The sequence below is a fragment of the Streptomyces sp. CB01881 genome (genome assembly GCF_002953255.1).
GTDB lineage: Bacteria > Actinomycetota > Actinomycetes > Streptomycetales > Streptomycetaceae > Kitasatospora.
Genome location: NZ_CP026498.1, coordinates 9358811 through 9373157, shown reverse-complemented (window position 1 = coordinate 9373157; position 14347 = coordinate 9358811). Strand labels below are relative to the sequence as shown.

Here is a 14347-nt window from a genome sequence, read left to right as displayed (position 1 = left end):
CCGGTACCGGGTGGCCGAGGAGCCACCCGGCACCGGGCACCACTGCGGCGGCGCGCCGACCACCTCCGGGTCCGCGCCGCCGCAGCCGGTTTGCCGGCGCCGCCGTCCGTCCTCCGGGCGGCGGCGGCCGCCGTGCTGCGGACCGGTTCATCCGCCGTCCGCGCGTTCGGGGTAGACGGCCGCGACGCCCTTGCGGCCGGTGCCGAGCTTGCGCAGCACCTTGGCGACGTGGTTCTCCACCGTCCGCGGTGACAGGAACAGGGCCTCGGCGATCCGCTGGTTGGTGGCACCGGCGGCGAGGAGCCCGGCGACCTGGTGCTCACGCGGAGAGAGACTGCCGCCGTAGCCCCGGCGGCCGGGACCGCGGCGGACGGCACCGAGGTCGGTCAGCACCCGCCCGCAGCGCGTCGCGTCGGCGGTGGCCCCGACCTCCGTGAAGAGGGCCAGCGCCTCGGTAAGCGGCTCGACCGCCCCGGCGCCGCCGGCGCCGCGCCACGCGTCGCCCGCCCGTTCGAGGGCCCTGGCCGCCTCGTACGGGCGCCCTGTCCCGTGCCACCTGCGCGCAGCCCCGGAGAAGTGCCCTGCGGCGCCGGCCGGGTCGGTGTCCAGGAGCAGCAGGCCGTGGGCGACCTCCAGGTCGGCGGCGGCCGCCGGGGCGTCGCACCCGTCCAGTCCGTACCCGGCCTCGGCCACCAGCCGCTCGGCGGCCGCCCGCCGGTCGCAGGCCAGCGCCGCCTCGACCGCGGCCGACAGCAGGCCGGCCGCCCGGGGCCAGGCGGCCGCCCGCCGCGCCGTGCCCACGGCCTGTCCCGCGACCGCCCAGGCGCGCGGCGCCTCTCCCCTGGCCAGGTGGAGCGAGGCCAGTCCGGCGGCCGCCCGCAGCTCGATGCCCACCAGCATCTGGTCGGTACCGATCCGGAACGCCTCCTGGAAGTGTTCGAGCGCCCGGGTGTGCCGGCCCCGGGCCGCGGCGAGGATACCGCCCACCACGGCCCGCTCGGCCCGGGCGCCCCCGGCGGTCGGGTACTCGTCGACCAGCGCGTCAAGCCGCTCCTCCAGCCCGTCCCAGCGGCCGGCGAGGGCGTCCAGACGCAGCCGGGTGCCGCGGGACAGGAACACCACGATCGGGCTGCCCACCCGGACGGCGATCTGCCCGGCCTCCGCCGACAGCGCGGCGGCCCGCCGGTCGTGGCCCAGGTAGGCGGCGGTGTCGGCGACGTTCTGCAGGGCGCGCGCGGTCTGCCGGAGCACCTCGCGGTCGTCCGTGTGGCGCGGCAACCGCCCGGTCGGCCCCCAGAGCTCCGGGTCACCCTGACAGGCCATCAGGGTCAGGCGGGTGGCGTGGACGGCGGCCTTCATCGCCTCGTCGTCGAGGTCGCGGACGGCGTCCTCGGCGCGCTCCAGCCACGCCCGGGTGTACGCGGGCCCCTCGGCCTCCTTGAGGGCCAGGGCGACCATCGCCCGGACCGCGAGCCCGGGGCGGCCCGCCGCCAGCTCGCCGACCGCCCGCTCGACCTCGTCGAAGCCCGCCGGATCGGCGTTCTCGTTCAGCATGCCCAGGCCCAGGCCGAGGCGGATCTCGCCGCGGACCTCCACCGGCAGCCCGGGATCGTCGAGCAGCCGGCGCAACGGCAGCGCATCGGTGCGGAAGTCCAGGCTGTAGGCGGCTATCCCGGCCAGCGCCAGGGCCGCCCGGGACCGCGCCCCGCCGGCCAGCTCGGGCCGGTCGAGCATCCGGCGCAGCAGGGAGGCGGCGGTGCCGCCGTCGCGGACGGCGATCGCCTGGTCGGCGGCCTCCTGCGCCCGCAGCAGCCAACCGGCCCGGTCACCGGCGGCCAGGGTGTGGTGGGCGATCTGCATCAGCGGCGCCGGGGTACGGGCCCGGAGCGCCTCGACGGCGCGCCGGTGCAGGCGGAGCCGGGCGGGGCCCGGGATGGCGCGGTACACGACCTGTTGCGCGAGCACGTGCCGCAGCGCGTACTCGCCCTGGTCCGCCTCGCGCAACAGCGACGCCCGGAGCAGCTCGATCACCGCCTCGGCGCCCCGTTCCGGGCCCAACCCGGCGACGTCGGCCAACAACTCCTCGGGCGCCGGCACTCCGAGCACCGCCGACGTCTCGGCGATCGCCGACGCCTCCGGCGACAGCATGCCGAGGCGCCCGGTGACCGCCTCGCGCAGCCCGTGCGGCACGTCGGCGTCCTGCAACCGCTCCAGCGCCTCGGGGTAGCCGTGGGTTCCGCTGTGCTCGGCGAGGGTGATCAGGTCCTCCTCGGCGACCAACGGCAGCCCCTCGCTGCGCCGGTACAGGGCGGCGCCGAGCGCCGTGGTCGCGGACGGGCCGAGGGCGGCGGCCGCGAGTTCCCGCACCTCCGGCTCCAGCAGCGGGCCGAGCCGGATCACCGAGCCGCCGGTACCGGGCGGGTGGTGGTAGACGGCGCCGAGCACGGCGCTCTTCGGCGGAAGGTCCTCGGCGCGGTAGGTGAGCACCAGGCTCAGCTGCGGCGGCAGGTCGCGGGCGAGCAGCAGGAGAAGGTCGCGGGTGGCGTCGTCGATCCAGTGCAGGTCCTCGACGACCAGCACGGCAGGCCCGAGCGCGGTCAGGAAGGACCGTACGGCCTGGAGCAGGTGGAAACGCCGCCCGGAGGCGTCGGCCGGCTGCTGCGGCGGGGCCGGGAGCCGGCCGGCCAGGTCGGGCAGCAGCGGCGCCAGGGCGCCGGCGGTGGGCGGGAAGCCGGTGACGTCCGCCAGGTCGGCCTTGCGCAGCGCGTCCACCACCGGCCCGTACGGGAACGGCTCGCGCAGCGGGTGGCAGAGACCGGTCAGCACCTGGCGCCGCTCCGCCCGCAGGACGGCGGCGGCTTCGCGGACCAGGCGCGACTTGCCGATCCCGGCCTCGCCCTCGACCAGCACGACTGCGGGCGGCCGCCGCAGCGCGGCCAGTAGCTGCCCCAGCTCGCGCTGCCGGCCCACGAACCGGAACCTCCCGCCCAGGCCCGCCGTTCCGTCCCCGAGGTCCATCACCTGATCACCACACCGCGCACCCTAGAGTGCGCCCCCGAACAGCGGCAAACCATCCAAGGTGGTGCCGCTTGCGGGGGTGCGGGGCCGGGCTCGGCACGCCCCGCCCCGTTGCGCGTCCCGTCCGGCGCGCGTTCCGCGCGTCCCGTCCGGCGCGCGTTCCGCGCGTCCCGTCCGGCGCGCGTCCTGGGACGGCAGGCGCGAGGATCGGAGCCATGGACCTGCCCGTGATGCCGCCGGTGGCGCCGATGCTCGCCAAGTCCGTGGCCGAGATCCCGCCCGGGATGCAGTACGAGGCCAAATGGGACGGCTTCCGCACCGTCGTCTTCCGCGACGGCGACGAGGTCGAGCTCGGCAGCCGCACCGGCAAACCGCTGACCAGGTACTTCCCCGAAGTGGTCGAGGCACTGAAACACGAACTGCCACCACGCTGCGTCCTGGACGGCGAGGTGGTGATCGCCCGGGAGGGGCGGCTGCGCTTCGAGGAGCTGCTGGAACGCATCCACCCCGCCGCCAGCCGGGTCGCCATGCTCGCCGAGCGCACTCCCGCCTCCTTCGTCGCCTTCGACCTGCTCGCCCTCGGCGACGACTCGCTGCTCGACGAACCCCTCTCCGTCCGCCGCCCCGCCCTGGAGGCCGCCCTCGCCGGCGCCGCCGACCCCGTCTTCACCGCACTCGCCTCCACCGACCGCGACCTCGCCCGGAGCTGGTTCGCCGAGTACGAGGGCGCCGGACTGGACGGCGTGGTGGCCAAACCGCTCGACCAGCCCTACCGGCCGGGGGAACGGACCATGTTCAAGATCAAGCACGAGCGGACCGCCGACTGCGTGGTCGCCGGCTACCGCGAGCACAAGAGCGGCCCGGTGGTCGGCTCACTGCTGCTCGGCATCAACGACGCCGAGGGCCGGCTCCAGCACGTCGGCGTCTGCGCCGCCTTCCCGATGGCCCGCCGCCGCGAACTCGCCGAGGAACTGGCCCCGCTGCGGATGGACGACCCCTCCGGCCACCCGTGGGGCGCCTGGGCCGACGAGGCCGCGCACGCCGGCGCCCGGCTGCCCGGCGCGGTCAGCCGCTGGACCGGCGGCAAGGACCTCTCCTGGGTGGCGCTGCGCCCCGAGCGGGTGGCCGAGGTCGCCTACGACCACATGGAGGGCACGCGCTTCCGGCACACCGCCCAGTTCCGCCGCTGGCGCCCGGACCGGACCCCGGAGAGCTGCACCTACGCGCAGCTGGAGGAGCCCGTCTCCTACGACCTCGCACGGGTGCTCGGCAGGTGACGCACGCGGGACGGAAGCGGTGCGGCGTCCGGAAGTGATACGGCGTCAGAGTTCTTGGCCCGGCTGCCTGATCAGGCAGCCGGGCCAAGAACTCTGACGCATGGGAATCCGACGCATGCGGCGGGGCTCGGAGTCGGGCCCTCGGCCCGCCGCGCGGACCGGCCCTCAGACCACTGCGGGCGAGGGCGAGCTGCTCCCCGGGGCGGCCGGGAAGCTGTAGACGTTTCCCGGCGAGACGATCTCGGTGGCGGCCTGCGCGAAGAGCGTCGACGGCTCCGAACCCTGCGACGGGATGTCGGTGTTCAGCAGCACCACCAGCGTCGCCTGTGCCGATGGCAGGTAGACCGCCACGCTCTGGTAACCCGGCAGCGAACCGTTGTGCCCGACCCAGCCGTGGTTGACGAACAGCCCCAGCCCGTAGTCGAGTCCGGGCACCCCGGTGGGCGGGGTCTTCAGCCGTTCGGCCTGGGTCAGCGGGTTGAGCAGCGTGCCGGTGGCCAGCACCTTCGCCCACTTCTGCAGGTCGGCCAGGTCCGAGATGGCGGCGCCCGCCGCCCAGGCCCAGGACGGGTTCCAGTCGGTGGCGTCCGCGACCGCGCCGTCGGGCGTCTGGTTGGTGTAGCCGCGGGCGTGCGGCTGCGGGAACGACGCGTCGGCCGGGAAGACGGTCCGCCCCAGACCTGCCGGGTCGAACACCTGCTGCTTCAGGAAGCCTCCGAGTGGCTGCCCGCTGATCTTCTCGATCACCAGGCCGAGCAGCACGGTGTTGGTGTTGGAGTACTCGAACTGGGTGTTCGGAGCGAAGTTCGCGGGGTGCGCGAACGCGTACCCCAGCAGCTCCTGCGGCGTGAAGGGCCGGTTCGGGTCGTTGAGGAAGGCCTGAACGAACCCCTGGTCCGCGGTGTACGAGAACAGGCCGCTGCGCATGTCGGCGAGCTCGCGCAGGGTGATCACGTCACCGCCGGGCACGCCCGCGAGGTACTTGGCGACCGGGTCGTCCAGGCCCGCCTTTCCCTGGTCGACCAGCCGCAGCAGCCCGGTCACCGTGAAGGTCTTGGTCTCGCTGCCGATCCGCATGTTCAGCCCGGTCACCATCGGTGTGCCGGCGATCTTGTCCGAGACGCCGAAGGCCTTGAGATAGCTGCCGTCGGGAGTGGTCAGACCGACCATCACCCCGGGGACGGAGGCCTGGTTCAGCACCCGCTGCATCGCGGCGTCCAACCGGGCGGTGACGTCCGGGGTCAGCGGCGCCACGGAGCCGCCCGACGCGCCCGCCGGCCCCGACGCGGTGGCCGGCCCCGATCCGCCCGGCGAACCGGATCCGCCCGGCGAACCGCCGGCCGGGGACGGACCGCTCGCCGAGGGGCTGAGCGCGGCCGGAACAGCGGTCACCGCCCCGGACGCCGACGGGTCCGACGCCGCCCCGCCCGAGCAACCGGCTGCGGCCAGCAGACCCGCCAGGGCCAGCGTCGTCGTGGTCGCCCGCGCGGGGGAGCGGCGGCGCAGCGCGGGTAACGTCCGTCGTCGGGTCTTCGTCACGGTCGGGCTCATGGTCGGGCTCATGGTTGAGGCGCCTCTCTGCGGCGGACGGCCCCGGAGCACCGCTCCCCGAGGCCGGGGGGGAGCGTTCGCCACCGTATGTGCGCCACAACCGGCCCGCGCGCCGGGCCGCCGCCCCGCTGGCCCGAACGGACGCAGCCCGGCGCGGCTCCTTCCCGCACCCCGCCGACCCGTGCACCCCGGCGACCCGTGCACCCCGGCGACCCCTGCACCCCGGCGTACCTTCCCGCACCCCGGCGCCGGCCCTTCTTCCCGCACCCTGGCGCCGTGGACCGCCCGCAGCGCAGTAGGGTGCGGAGGCGAACTGACGTCAACGGGAGCCGACTTGTTGCGGTGCGAAGCAATGGGCAAGCGCTACGGCGCGGGGCGGTGGATCCTCCGGGACGTGGACCTGCACGTCGCCGCCGGTGACGTCCTCGCCGTCGTCGGTGGCAACGGCTCCGGCAAGTCCACCCTGCTGCGGATCCTCGCCGGACTCTCCCGGCCCACCACCGGCCGCGTCACCGGCCGCCCCGGCGAGACCGGCTACGTCCCCGACCGCTTCACCGCCAACGACCGCATCACCACACTCTCCTACCTGACCCACATGGGCCGGATCCGCGGCCTGTCCACCGCCCGCGCCCGCGACCGGGCCGGCCTGCTCATCGACCGGCTCGCCCTGGTCGGCGGACCGGAAGCCCCGCTGCGCACCCTCTCCAAGGGCAACGCCCAGAAGGTCGCGCTCGCGCAGGCCCTGCTCGTCCGGCCCGGACTGCTCGTCCTGGACGAACCCTGGTCCGGCCTGGACGCCTCCGCCCACGGAGTGCTGGGCGCACTGATCGACGAGGTGGCCGGCGACGGCGGGGCCGTCGTCTTCACCGACCACCGCGAGGCGGTCGCCGGGGCCCACGCCACCGGTACCTACGCGATCGGCGAGGGGCGGGTCACCCGCCGCGCCGACGTCGGGGGCACCGACGGCCGGGGCACCGCGGCCGCTGTCGCCGAGGCCGCCGCCACCGAGATCGTCCTGACGGCCCCCTGCGCCGGCGCCACCCCGCCCGGACCCGACTGGCACACCCTCCCTGGTGTGCTGGACACCGCCCGCCGCGACGGTTCCCTGGTGCTCCGGGTCGACCGCAGGCACTCGGACGCCGTCCTGCTCGCCGCACTCCAGCACCACTGGTCCGTCGACCGCCTGACCCCGGCCGACGGCGCCACCCGGGCCGACAGTCCCACCCGGGCCGACAGTCCCGCCCGGGGCGAACGCGGTGCGTCGAGGAAGGTGGCCCGATGATCCCCCTGGTCCGCTACCAGTTCACCACCATGCTGCTCTCCCAGCGCTACCTCGCGCCGGTGCTGCTCTTCGTCGGCCTGGTGACCGTGCTCACCAGCAGCGACAACGGCCCGCTCACCGCCACCTACGGCGCGGCGGCCGGCGCCATGCTGCTCTGCTCCACCTGGCTCACCATCGCCCAGGCCGGACTGGAGGACCACGCCCACCGCGCCGTCGTCGTCGTCAACGCAGGCGGCTCCCGCCGCGTCCTGCTGGGCACCGTCTGCACCGCCGTCCTCTGGTGCCTGCTGCTGACCACCCTCGGCCTCGGCATCCCCTTCCTGACCGGCACCCATCCGCTGACCCCCGCCGACCTGCTGCTCGGCACCGAGGCGCAGCTGACCTGCGCGTTCACCGGAATCGCGGTCGGCCTGGTCTGTTCCCGCCTGGTCTTCCGGCGGCAGGGTTACGCCCTGCTGCTCGCCCTGGTGCTGCTGCTGGCGCTGTTGGTGGCCAAGGGCCTGTCCCCGGTGAACACGCTGCTCTCCCGGCTCGTGACGACTCCCCGCCCGGCCGACCTGCTGGTGTCCACCGGCGGTCTGCTCGTCGTTGCCGCCGGCCTCCTGGCAGCCGGGGCGGCGCTCACCGAGGTGGTCAGCAGCCGGAGGAGCTGAGCGAGCCGACGGCCCGCCCGCCGTCCAGCCCTGTTCCCTGCGTCCTGTTCCCTGCGCCCTGCCGTCCGCGCTCCGCCTCCTGCCTCCCGCCGCCTTCCTCCTCCCGCCTCCTGTGTCCTGGACGCGCCGGACAGGCTCGTCGCCGGGCTGCCACCACCCCCGCAGACGGCCCCGCAGCCGCCCGGCCGGTCCGCACACTCCCGCGTGCTGCGCCGAACGGGTGGCCACCGGCACGCCGCGAAGGCCGCCAGCCGCTGCTCGGGCACGATCGTTTAGCCCAGCTGTGGCGGCCCTTAAGAATTCCTCGATGGACCGCACCCCCTCCCACCAGGCAGATTGCTCCGTGCCCGGTGAGAAGGAGGCGGCAGCCGCCACCCCGCCGGGCCCCGTCGGCCTGCCCACACCAGGCCGCCCCCCTCGCGCGTCAGGAGCCGCCGCAGTGAAGGCACTCGTCAAGCAGAAGGCCGAGCCCGGACTCTGGCTGATGGACGTCCCGAAGCCTGCCATCGGCCCCGGCGAGGTGCTGATCAAGGTGCTGCGCACCGGCATCTGCGGCACCGACCTGCACATCCGCAACTGGGACGGCTGGGCGCAGCAGACCATCCGCACCCCGCTCGTCCTCGGTCACGAGTTCGTCGGCGAGGTCGCCGAGATCGGCGCGGCCGTCGCGGACATCTCGGTCGGCGACCTGGTCAGCGGCGAGGGCCACCTGGTCTGCGGCAAGTGCCGCAACTGCCTGGCCGGCCGCCGCCACCTCTGCCGCAACACCATCGGCCTCGGCGTCGGCCGCGACGGCGCCTTCGCCGAGTACGTCGCGCTGCCCGCCTCCAACGTCTGGGTGCACCGCGTCCCCGTCGACCTCGACGTCGCCGCGATCTTCGACCCCTTCGGCAACGCCGTGCACACCGCACTCTCCTTCCCACTCGTCGGCGAGGACGTGCTGATCACCGGTGCCGGCCCGATCGGCATCATGGCCGCCGCCGTCGCCAAGCACGCCGGTGCCCGCAATGTGATGATCACCGACGTCTCCCCGTACCGGCTCGACCTGGCCCGCGAGGTCGGCGTCACGCTCGCCCTGAACGTCGCCGAGCACACCATCGAGGAGGGCCAGCAGAAACTCGGCCTGCGCGAGGGCTTCGACGTCGGCCTGGAGATGTCCGGCCGCCCCGAGGCGCTCCAGTCGATGATCGCCAACATGACGCACGGCGGGAAGATCGCCATGCTCGGGCTGCCCGCCGAGCAGTTCCCCGTCGACTGGGCCTCCGTGGTCACCTCGATGATCACCATCAAGGGCATCTACGGCCGCGAGATGTTCGAGACCTGGTACGCGATGTCCGTCCTGCTGGAGGGCGGCCTCGACCTCAGCCCCGTCATCACCGGCCGCTACGCCGCCTCCGACTTCGAGGCCGCATTCGACGACGCGGCCAGCGGCCGCTGCGGCAAGATCATTCTCGACTGGACCGCCTGAGCCTCCCCGCCGACTAGGAGTCTGCTGTGTTCGACAACGTGCGCGACGACCTCGCCGCCACCCTCGACGAGATCCGCGAGGCCGGCCTCTTCAAGCCCGAGCGGGTGATCGGCACCCCACAGAGCGCCGCCGTCACCGTCACCGGCGGCGGACGCCCCGGCGAGGTGCTCAACTTCTGCGCCAACAACTACCTCGGCCTGGCCGACCACCCCGAGGTGCTCACCGCCGCCAAGGACGCCCTCGACCGCTGGGGCTACGGCATGGCCTCGGTCCGCTTCATCTGCGGCACCCAGGACGTCCACAAGGAGCTTGAGGACCGCCTCTCCGCGTTCCTCGGCCAGGAGGACACGATCCTCTACTCCTCCTGCTTCGACGCCAACGGCGGCGTCTTCGAGACCCTGCTCGACGAGCGTGACGCGGTCATCTCGGACGCGCTCAACCACGCGAGCATCATCGACGGCATCCGCCTCTGCAAGGCCCGCCGCCACCGCTACGCCAACCGCGACCTGGCCGACCTGGAGAAGCAGCTCCAGGACACCCAGGACGCCCGCCGCCGCCTCATCGTCACCGACGGCGTCTTCTCCATGGACGGCTACGTCGCCCCGCTGCGCGAGATCTGCGACCTCGCCGACCGGTACGACGCCATGGTGATGGTCGACGACTCGCATGCCGTCGGCTTCGTCGGCCCGAACGGACGCGGCACCCCCGAACTGCACGGCGTGATGGACCGCGTCGACATCATCACCGGCACCCTCGGCAAGGCCCTCGGCGGCGCCTCCGGCGGCTACGTCGCGGCCCGCCGCGAGATCGTCGCCCTGCTGCGCCAGCGCTCGCGGCCGTACCTGTTCTCCAACTCGCTCGCCCCGGTGATCGCGGCGGCCTCGCTGAAGGTGCTCGACCTGGTCGAGCAGTCGACCGAGCTGCGCGAGCGGCTGGCCGCCAACACGGCGCTGTTCCGGTCGAAGATGACCGAGGCCGGCTTCGAGATCCTGCCCGGCGACCACCCGATCGCCCCGGTGATGATCGGCGACGCCGCCAAGGCCGGCCGACTCGCCGAGCTGCTGCTGGAGCGCGGGGTGTACGTGATCGGGTTCTCGTTCCCGGTCGTCCCCCACGGCCAGGCCCGGATCCGGGTGCAGCTCTCAGCGGCGCACTCCACCGAGGACGTCGAGCGCGCCATCGCCGCCTTCGTCGACGCCCGCGCGGCCCTGGGGGAGTAACCCTCCGGCGCGGCCCGCGGGGGAGTGACCCCGTGGCGCCGCCCCGGGCACCGGGGTGCAGCCCGGCGCCAGAGGAGCGGCCCGCGCCCGGGGACGCCTCGCCCGGCTCCTCGCCCGACCGCCCGTGGCGCGTCCGCTCGGACCGGACGCGCCACGGGCTCCCAAGCCGCCGAGCGGCGGGGGCCGGCCCGGCCCGCCCCCGCCGCACGGCACCAATCCCGCCCCGAAGGCCCCTGGGCGGCCCGGCCGGCCGACGGCCGGAAGAGCAGCGCCCGGCCGCCGTGCCATCGAAGACCATCTGCCCCACCCTCCCGCCCGGGAGTGGGAAGTCGGCCCGCCCGACTTCCCACTCCCGACCGCGGACCCTTCGCGGTAGGTCTTGCGCGTCACGCCCTTCCCCGTACCTCCTGCCTTTCCCGTATCTCCTGCCTCGCCGCGATTGTGGCCGTTGCTGCACGTCGAGCGTTCGCACGGTTTCTGGCAGGCCTGGGGGATGGCGCTCCTGGCACTCTTGACGATCTTGGCGTGCACGTTCTCTGGCCGTTCATGCCATGCGTCCCATCCGTGCCGCTCGGGCTGTCCGTGCCCTCCCTCCCGTCCCAGCACTTTGCAAACAGGTGACTTTGCAAAGTGTGAGGAGTGTTTGGCGAATCGCTTCCCCGGCTGCGGGACGTCGCCCGGCGCCCAGATTCGCCCCCGCTCTCGCCTCGCCCCGCACTTTGCAAATAGCTGTACAGCTTTGCAAAGTACACGGCCGGCTCGCGCCGGTGCCTCGTCGCCCGCCCTTCTCTCTCCCCGCACGCGCGAGGTCGTGCGGGAGCGAGGGGAGCGTGGCGACCGCCGCCGATGAGCCGTGAGCGCTGAGGCCGCAGGGCTCACGGAGTAGGAAGTCGGCCGGTCCCGACTTCCTACTCCGCCGCCTTCGCTCCGCCGCCCCCGCCACCCCGCTCCGGAGCGCCCCGAGGCGCTGGCAGAATTGGCGTGTGATCGACGCACGACGGCTTCGGACCCTGCGGGCCGTGGCGGACCACCGCACCGTGACCGCTGCGGCGGCCGCCCTCTACCTCACCCCCTCAGCCGTCTCCCAGCAGCTGGCCGCGCTGGAACAGGAGACCGGCCACCACCTGCTCGCCCGCGAGGGCCGGGGCGTCCGGCTCACCGCGGCCGGCGAGATCCTGCTCGGCCACGCCGACGCCGTCCTCGCCCAGCTGGAGCGCGCCGAGGCGGACCTCGCCGCCTACTCCGCGGGCGTCTCCGGTGAGGTCACCGTCGCCTCGTTCGCGACCGGCATCTCCCTCGTCCTCGCACCCGCCATCGGCGCCCTCGCCGCCCGCGCGCCCGGCGTCCACCTCAAGGTGCTGGACGCGGAAGGGGACGCCAGCCTCCCGATGGTCCTGGACGGGCGCGCCGACCTAGCGGTGGCCGTCGAGTACCGGGGCGCCCCGCGCGCCGACGATGCCAGACTCACCCGGGTGCCGCTGTACGCCGAACCGTTCGAGGCGGTGCTTCCGCTCGCCCACCCGCTGGCCGCCGCCGAGGGGCCGATCGCCGTGGCCGACCTCGCCGACGAGCCGTGGATCGGCCCCTACCCCGGCAACCCCTGCCACGACGTGGTGCTGCTGGCCTGCGAGTACGCCGGGTTCCAGCCGCGCCTGGTGCACTCCTCGGACGACTTCCGCGCCGTCGTCGCGCTCGCCTCGGCCGGCGCCGGGGTCGCGTTGGTGCCGCGCTCCGCGCTGCTGGGCGTGGACCTCGCCCGGGTCGCGGTCCGGCGGGTGGACAGCGCACTCGCCACCCGCCGGGTCTTTGCAGCGGTCCGGGCCGGCGCGGACGGCCACCCGCTGATCCGCCCGGTCCTGGACGCCCTCGCCGAGGCCGCCGCGGCCACCGCCTGAGAGCGGCCCCCGGTCGAGCCTCCTGCCCCGTCACTCCCTCCCGTCCCTGCCGCGTCGAGCGCGGCGCGCCTGTCCGACCAGCGAGACCAAGCGGCCGACGGCCGACGGCCGACGGACGGCGATCCGCTGCCCTCTGGTCCAATCCGCAGAGCGCAAGGCTCCGAACGGAAGCTGCAGACCGCATTGCAGACCGCATGACAGGCCGCTCAGCCGGCCCCGAGCCGCCAAGGGGCTCCCATGGGGGTCCCATGCTCACGCCCGCCCGCGTGCCCACACCCACCCTCGCGTCCACCCCCAAGCGCTGACAGCGGAGTGACCATGCGACCGCGCGCGTGAGACGCGCCGCCTGCCGTGCCGCCTACTGCGACCCGCCGCCGACACGCCGAGCTGTCGGGTGTACCTGCCCGGCCCACTCCTGATGACATGTCTACTGGCTCGCCGCAGCGGTGGACCGCTGCCACCATGCCGGCACGCGGCCCGCACCGGCGGATACCCAAGGTAGCCACCGAGGCGCCGAAGCCACGCCCACCCGACCGACCAGCCCACTCGACGGATCAGCCCACTCGACCGATCAGCCCACTCGACCAGCCCGAGGCACCGCCGATGACCGTCTCCGTCGCCCTGTTCACCCAGGACCTCCGCCTGTACGACAACCCCGTCCTGCACGCCGCCCGTGCCGCCGCCGACCAGGTCGTACCGGTGTTCGTGCTCGACCCCGCCGTCGAGGCCGCGGGCTTCAGCACCCCCAACCGTCAGGCCTTCCTTGCCGACTGCCTTGCCGACCTGGATGCCTCGCTGCGCCGGATCGGCTCCCGGCTGGTCGTACGGCACGGCGACGCCGCCGAGCAGACTGCCCGACTGGCCGAGGAGACCGGCGCGGTGAGCGTGCACGTCGGCGCCGGGGTCAGCGCGTTCGCCCAGCGGCGCGAGGCCGGCCTGCGGGCGCGGCTCGGCGACCGGCTGCACGTCCACGACGCCGTGCTGACCGTGGTCCCGGCAGGCCGGGTGACCCCGGCCGGGAAGGACCACTACGCCGTCTTCACCCCGTACCACCGGGCCTGGCAGCGTGTGCCCCGCCGGGCCGTGATGCCCGCCCCCCGGTCGCTGGACACCCCGCCGGCCGTGCGCGGCGAGGACCTGCCCACCGCCCGTGCGGTGTCGCCCGCGCTGCCGCCCGGCGGGGAGACGGCCGGCCGGGCACGTTGGCGGAAGTGGGACGTCGACGCCTACGCGGACGTGCACGACGCGCTCGCGGACGACGGCACCTCCCGGCTCTCGCCCTACCTGCACTTCGGGTGCCTGTCGGCCACCGAGCTGGCGGTGCGCGCGCTGGAGCGCGGCGGTGAGGGCGCGGAGGCCTTCGTCCGACAGCTCGCCTGGCGGGACTTCCACCACCAGGTGCTCGCCGCCCGGCCCGACGCGGCGCACCGGGACTACCGCACCCGGCACGACCACTGGCAGCACGACGAGCGTGAGGCCGAGGCCTGGCGGCAGGGGCGCACCGGCTACCCGATCGTCGACGCCGGCATGCGACAGCTCGCGCACGAGGGCTGGATGCACAACCGGGCGAGGCTCCTGACGGCCTGTTTCCTCGCCAAGTCGCTCCACCTGGACTGGCGGATCGGCGCGCGGCACTTCCTGAGCCTGCTGGTGGACGGTGACGTGGCGAACAACCAGCTCAACTGGCAGTGGGTGGCCGGCACCGGGACGGACACCCGCCCGAACCGGGTCCTCAACCCGCTGCTCCAGGCGGACCGTTACGACCCGGACGGCGCGTACGTGCGACGCTGGGTGCCGGAGCTCGGCCACGTGCAGGGCCGGGCCGTGCACCGGCCCTGGCTGCTCGCCGACCGCCCCGACTACCCGGACCCGATCATCGCGCCGGACATGCTCGCCGACCGCCTGCGGCACGCGCGCGGCCTGGACTGACCCCACCCGCCCCGCCCGGCCCGGCCCGGGCCCAGCCCACCCGGCCTGGCCCCG

General features: G+C 74.6%; 9 protein-coding genes. 7 read left to right on the top strand and 2 right to left on the bottom strand.

Going from position 1 to position 14347, the window contains the following annotated elements; all coding sequences use genetic code 11:
* Positions 1–147: 147 nt before the first annotated feature.
* The gene (locus C2142_RS30575; protein ID WP_148646074.1) at positions 148–3018 is read right to left on the bottom strand and encodes a LuxR family transcriptional regulator; all 2871 of its coding nucleotides are present in this window, start codon (positions 3016–3018) and stop codon (positions 148–150) included.
* A gap of 215 nt (positions 3019–3233) precedes the next feature.
* On the opposite strand from C2142_RS30575, the gene C2142_RS30570 reads away from it, so the two are divergent.
* The gene (locus C2142_RS30570; protein WP_148646073.1) at positions 3234–4295 is read left to right on the top strand and encodes an ATP-dependent DNA ligase; all 1062 of its coding nucleotides are present in this window, start codon (positions 3234–3236) and stop codon (positions 4293–4295) included.
* Positions 4296–4460: 165 nt separating this feature from the next.
* On the opposite strand, the gene C2142_RS30565 is transcribed toward C2142_RS30570, so the two are convergent.
* Entirely contained in the window at positions 4461–5846 is a 1386-nt protein-coding gene (locus tag C2142_RS30565; RefSeq protein WP_148646072.1) for a serine hydrolase domain-containing protein, read from the bottom strand.
* A 352-nt stretch (positions 5847–6198) separates the two neighbouring features.
* Here C2142_RS30565 and C2142_RS30560 point away from each other — a divergent pair, with 352 nt between their 5' ends.
* The 6 genes from C2142_RS30560 to C2142_RS30535 all read left to right on the top strand — a co-directional run bounded on the left by C2142_RS30560 (position 6199) and on the right by C2142_RS30535 (position 14293).
* Positions 6199–7128: an ABC transporter ATP-binding protein gene (locus tag C2142_RS30560; protein ID WP_162002596.1), complete on the top strand. Its 930-nt coding sequence runs from the start codon at positions 6199–6201 to the stop codon at positions 7126–7128.
* Complete coding sequence (locus C2142_RS30555; protein WP_148646070.1) at positions 7125–7781, top strand: hypothetical protein; 657 nt, start codon at positions 7125–7127, stop codon at positions 7779–7781. Before C2142_RS30560 ends, C2142_RS30555 begins: the two co-directional genes overlap by 4 nt.
* 439 nt (positions 7782–8220) lie before the next feature.
* A complete protein-coding gene (tdh, locus tag C2142_RS30550) occupies positions 8221–9249 on the top strand; it encodes an L-threonine 3-dehydrogenase (protein WP_148646069.1) in 1029 nt (342 codons plus the stop codon).
* Positions 9250–9275: 26 nt separating this feature from the next.
* Complete coding sequence (locus C2142_RS30545) at positions 9276–10469, top strand: glycine C-acetyltransferase (protein ID WP_148646068.1); 1194 nt, start codon at positions 9276–9278, stop codon at positions 10467–10469.
* 983 nt (positions 10470–11452) lie between these two features.
* Positions 11453–12364 (top strand): LysR family transcriptional regulator, encoded by a 912-nt coding sequence (locus C2142_RS30540; RefSeq protein WP_148646067.1) that lies wholly within the window; start codon positions 11453–11455, stop codon positions 12362–12364.
* Between the two features lie 603 nt (positions 12365–12967).
* Positions 12968–14293: a deoxyribodipyrimidine photo-lyase gene (locus tag C2142_RS30535; protein ID WP_148646066.1), complete on the top strand. Its 1326-nt coding sequence runs from the start codon at positions 12968–12970 to the stop codon at positions 14291–14293.
* Positions 14294–14347 lie beyond the last annotated feature (54 nt).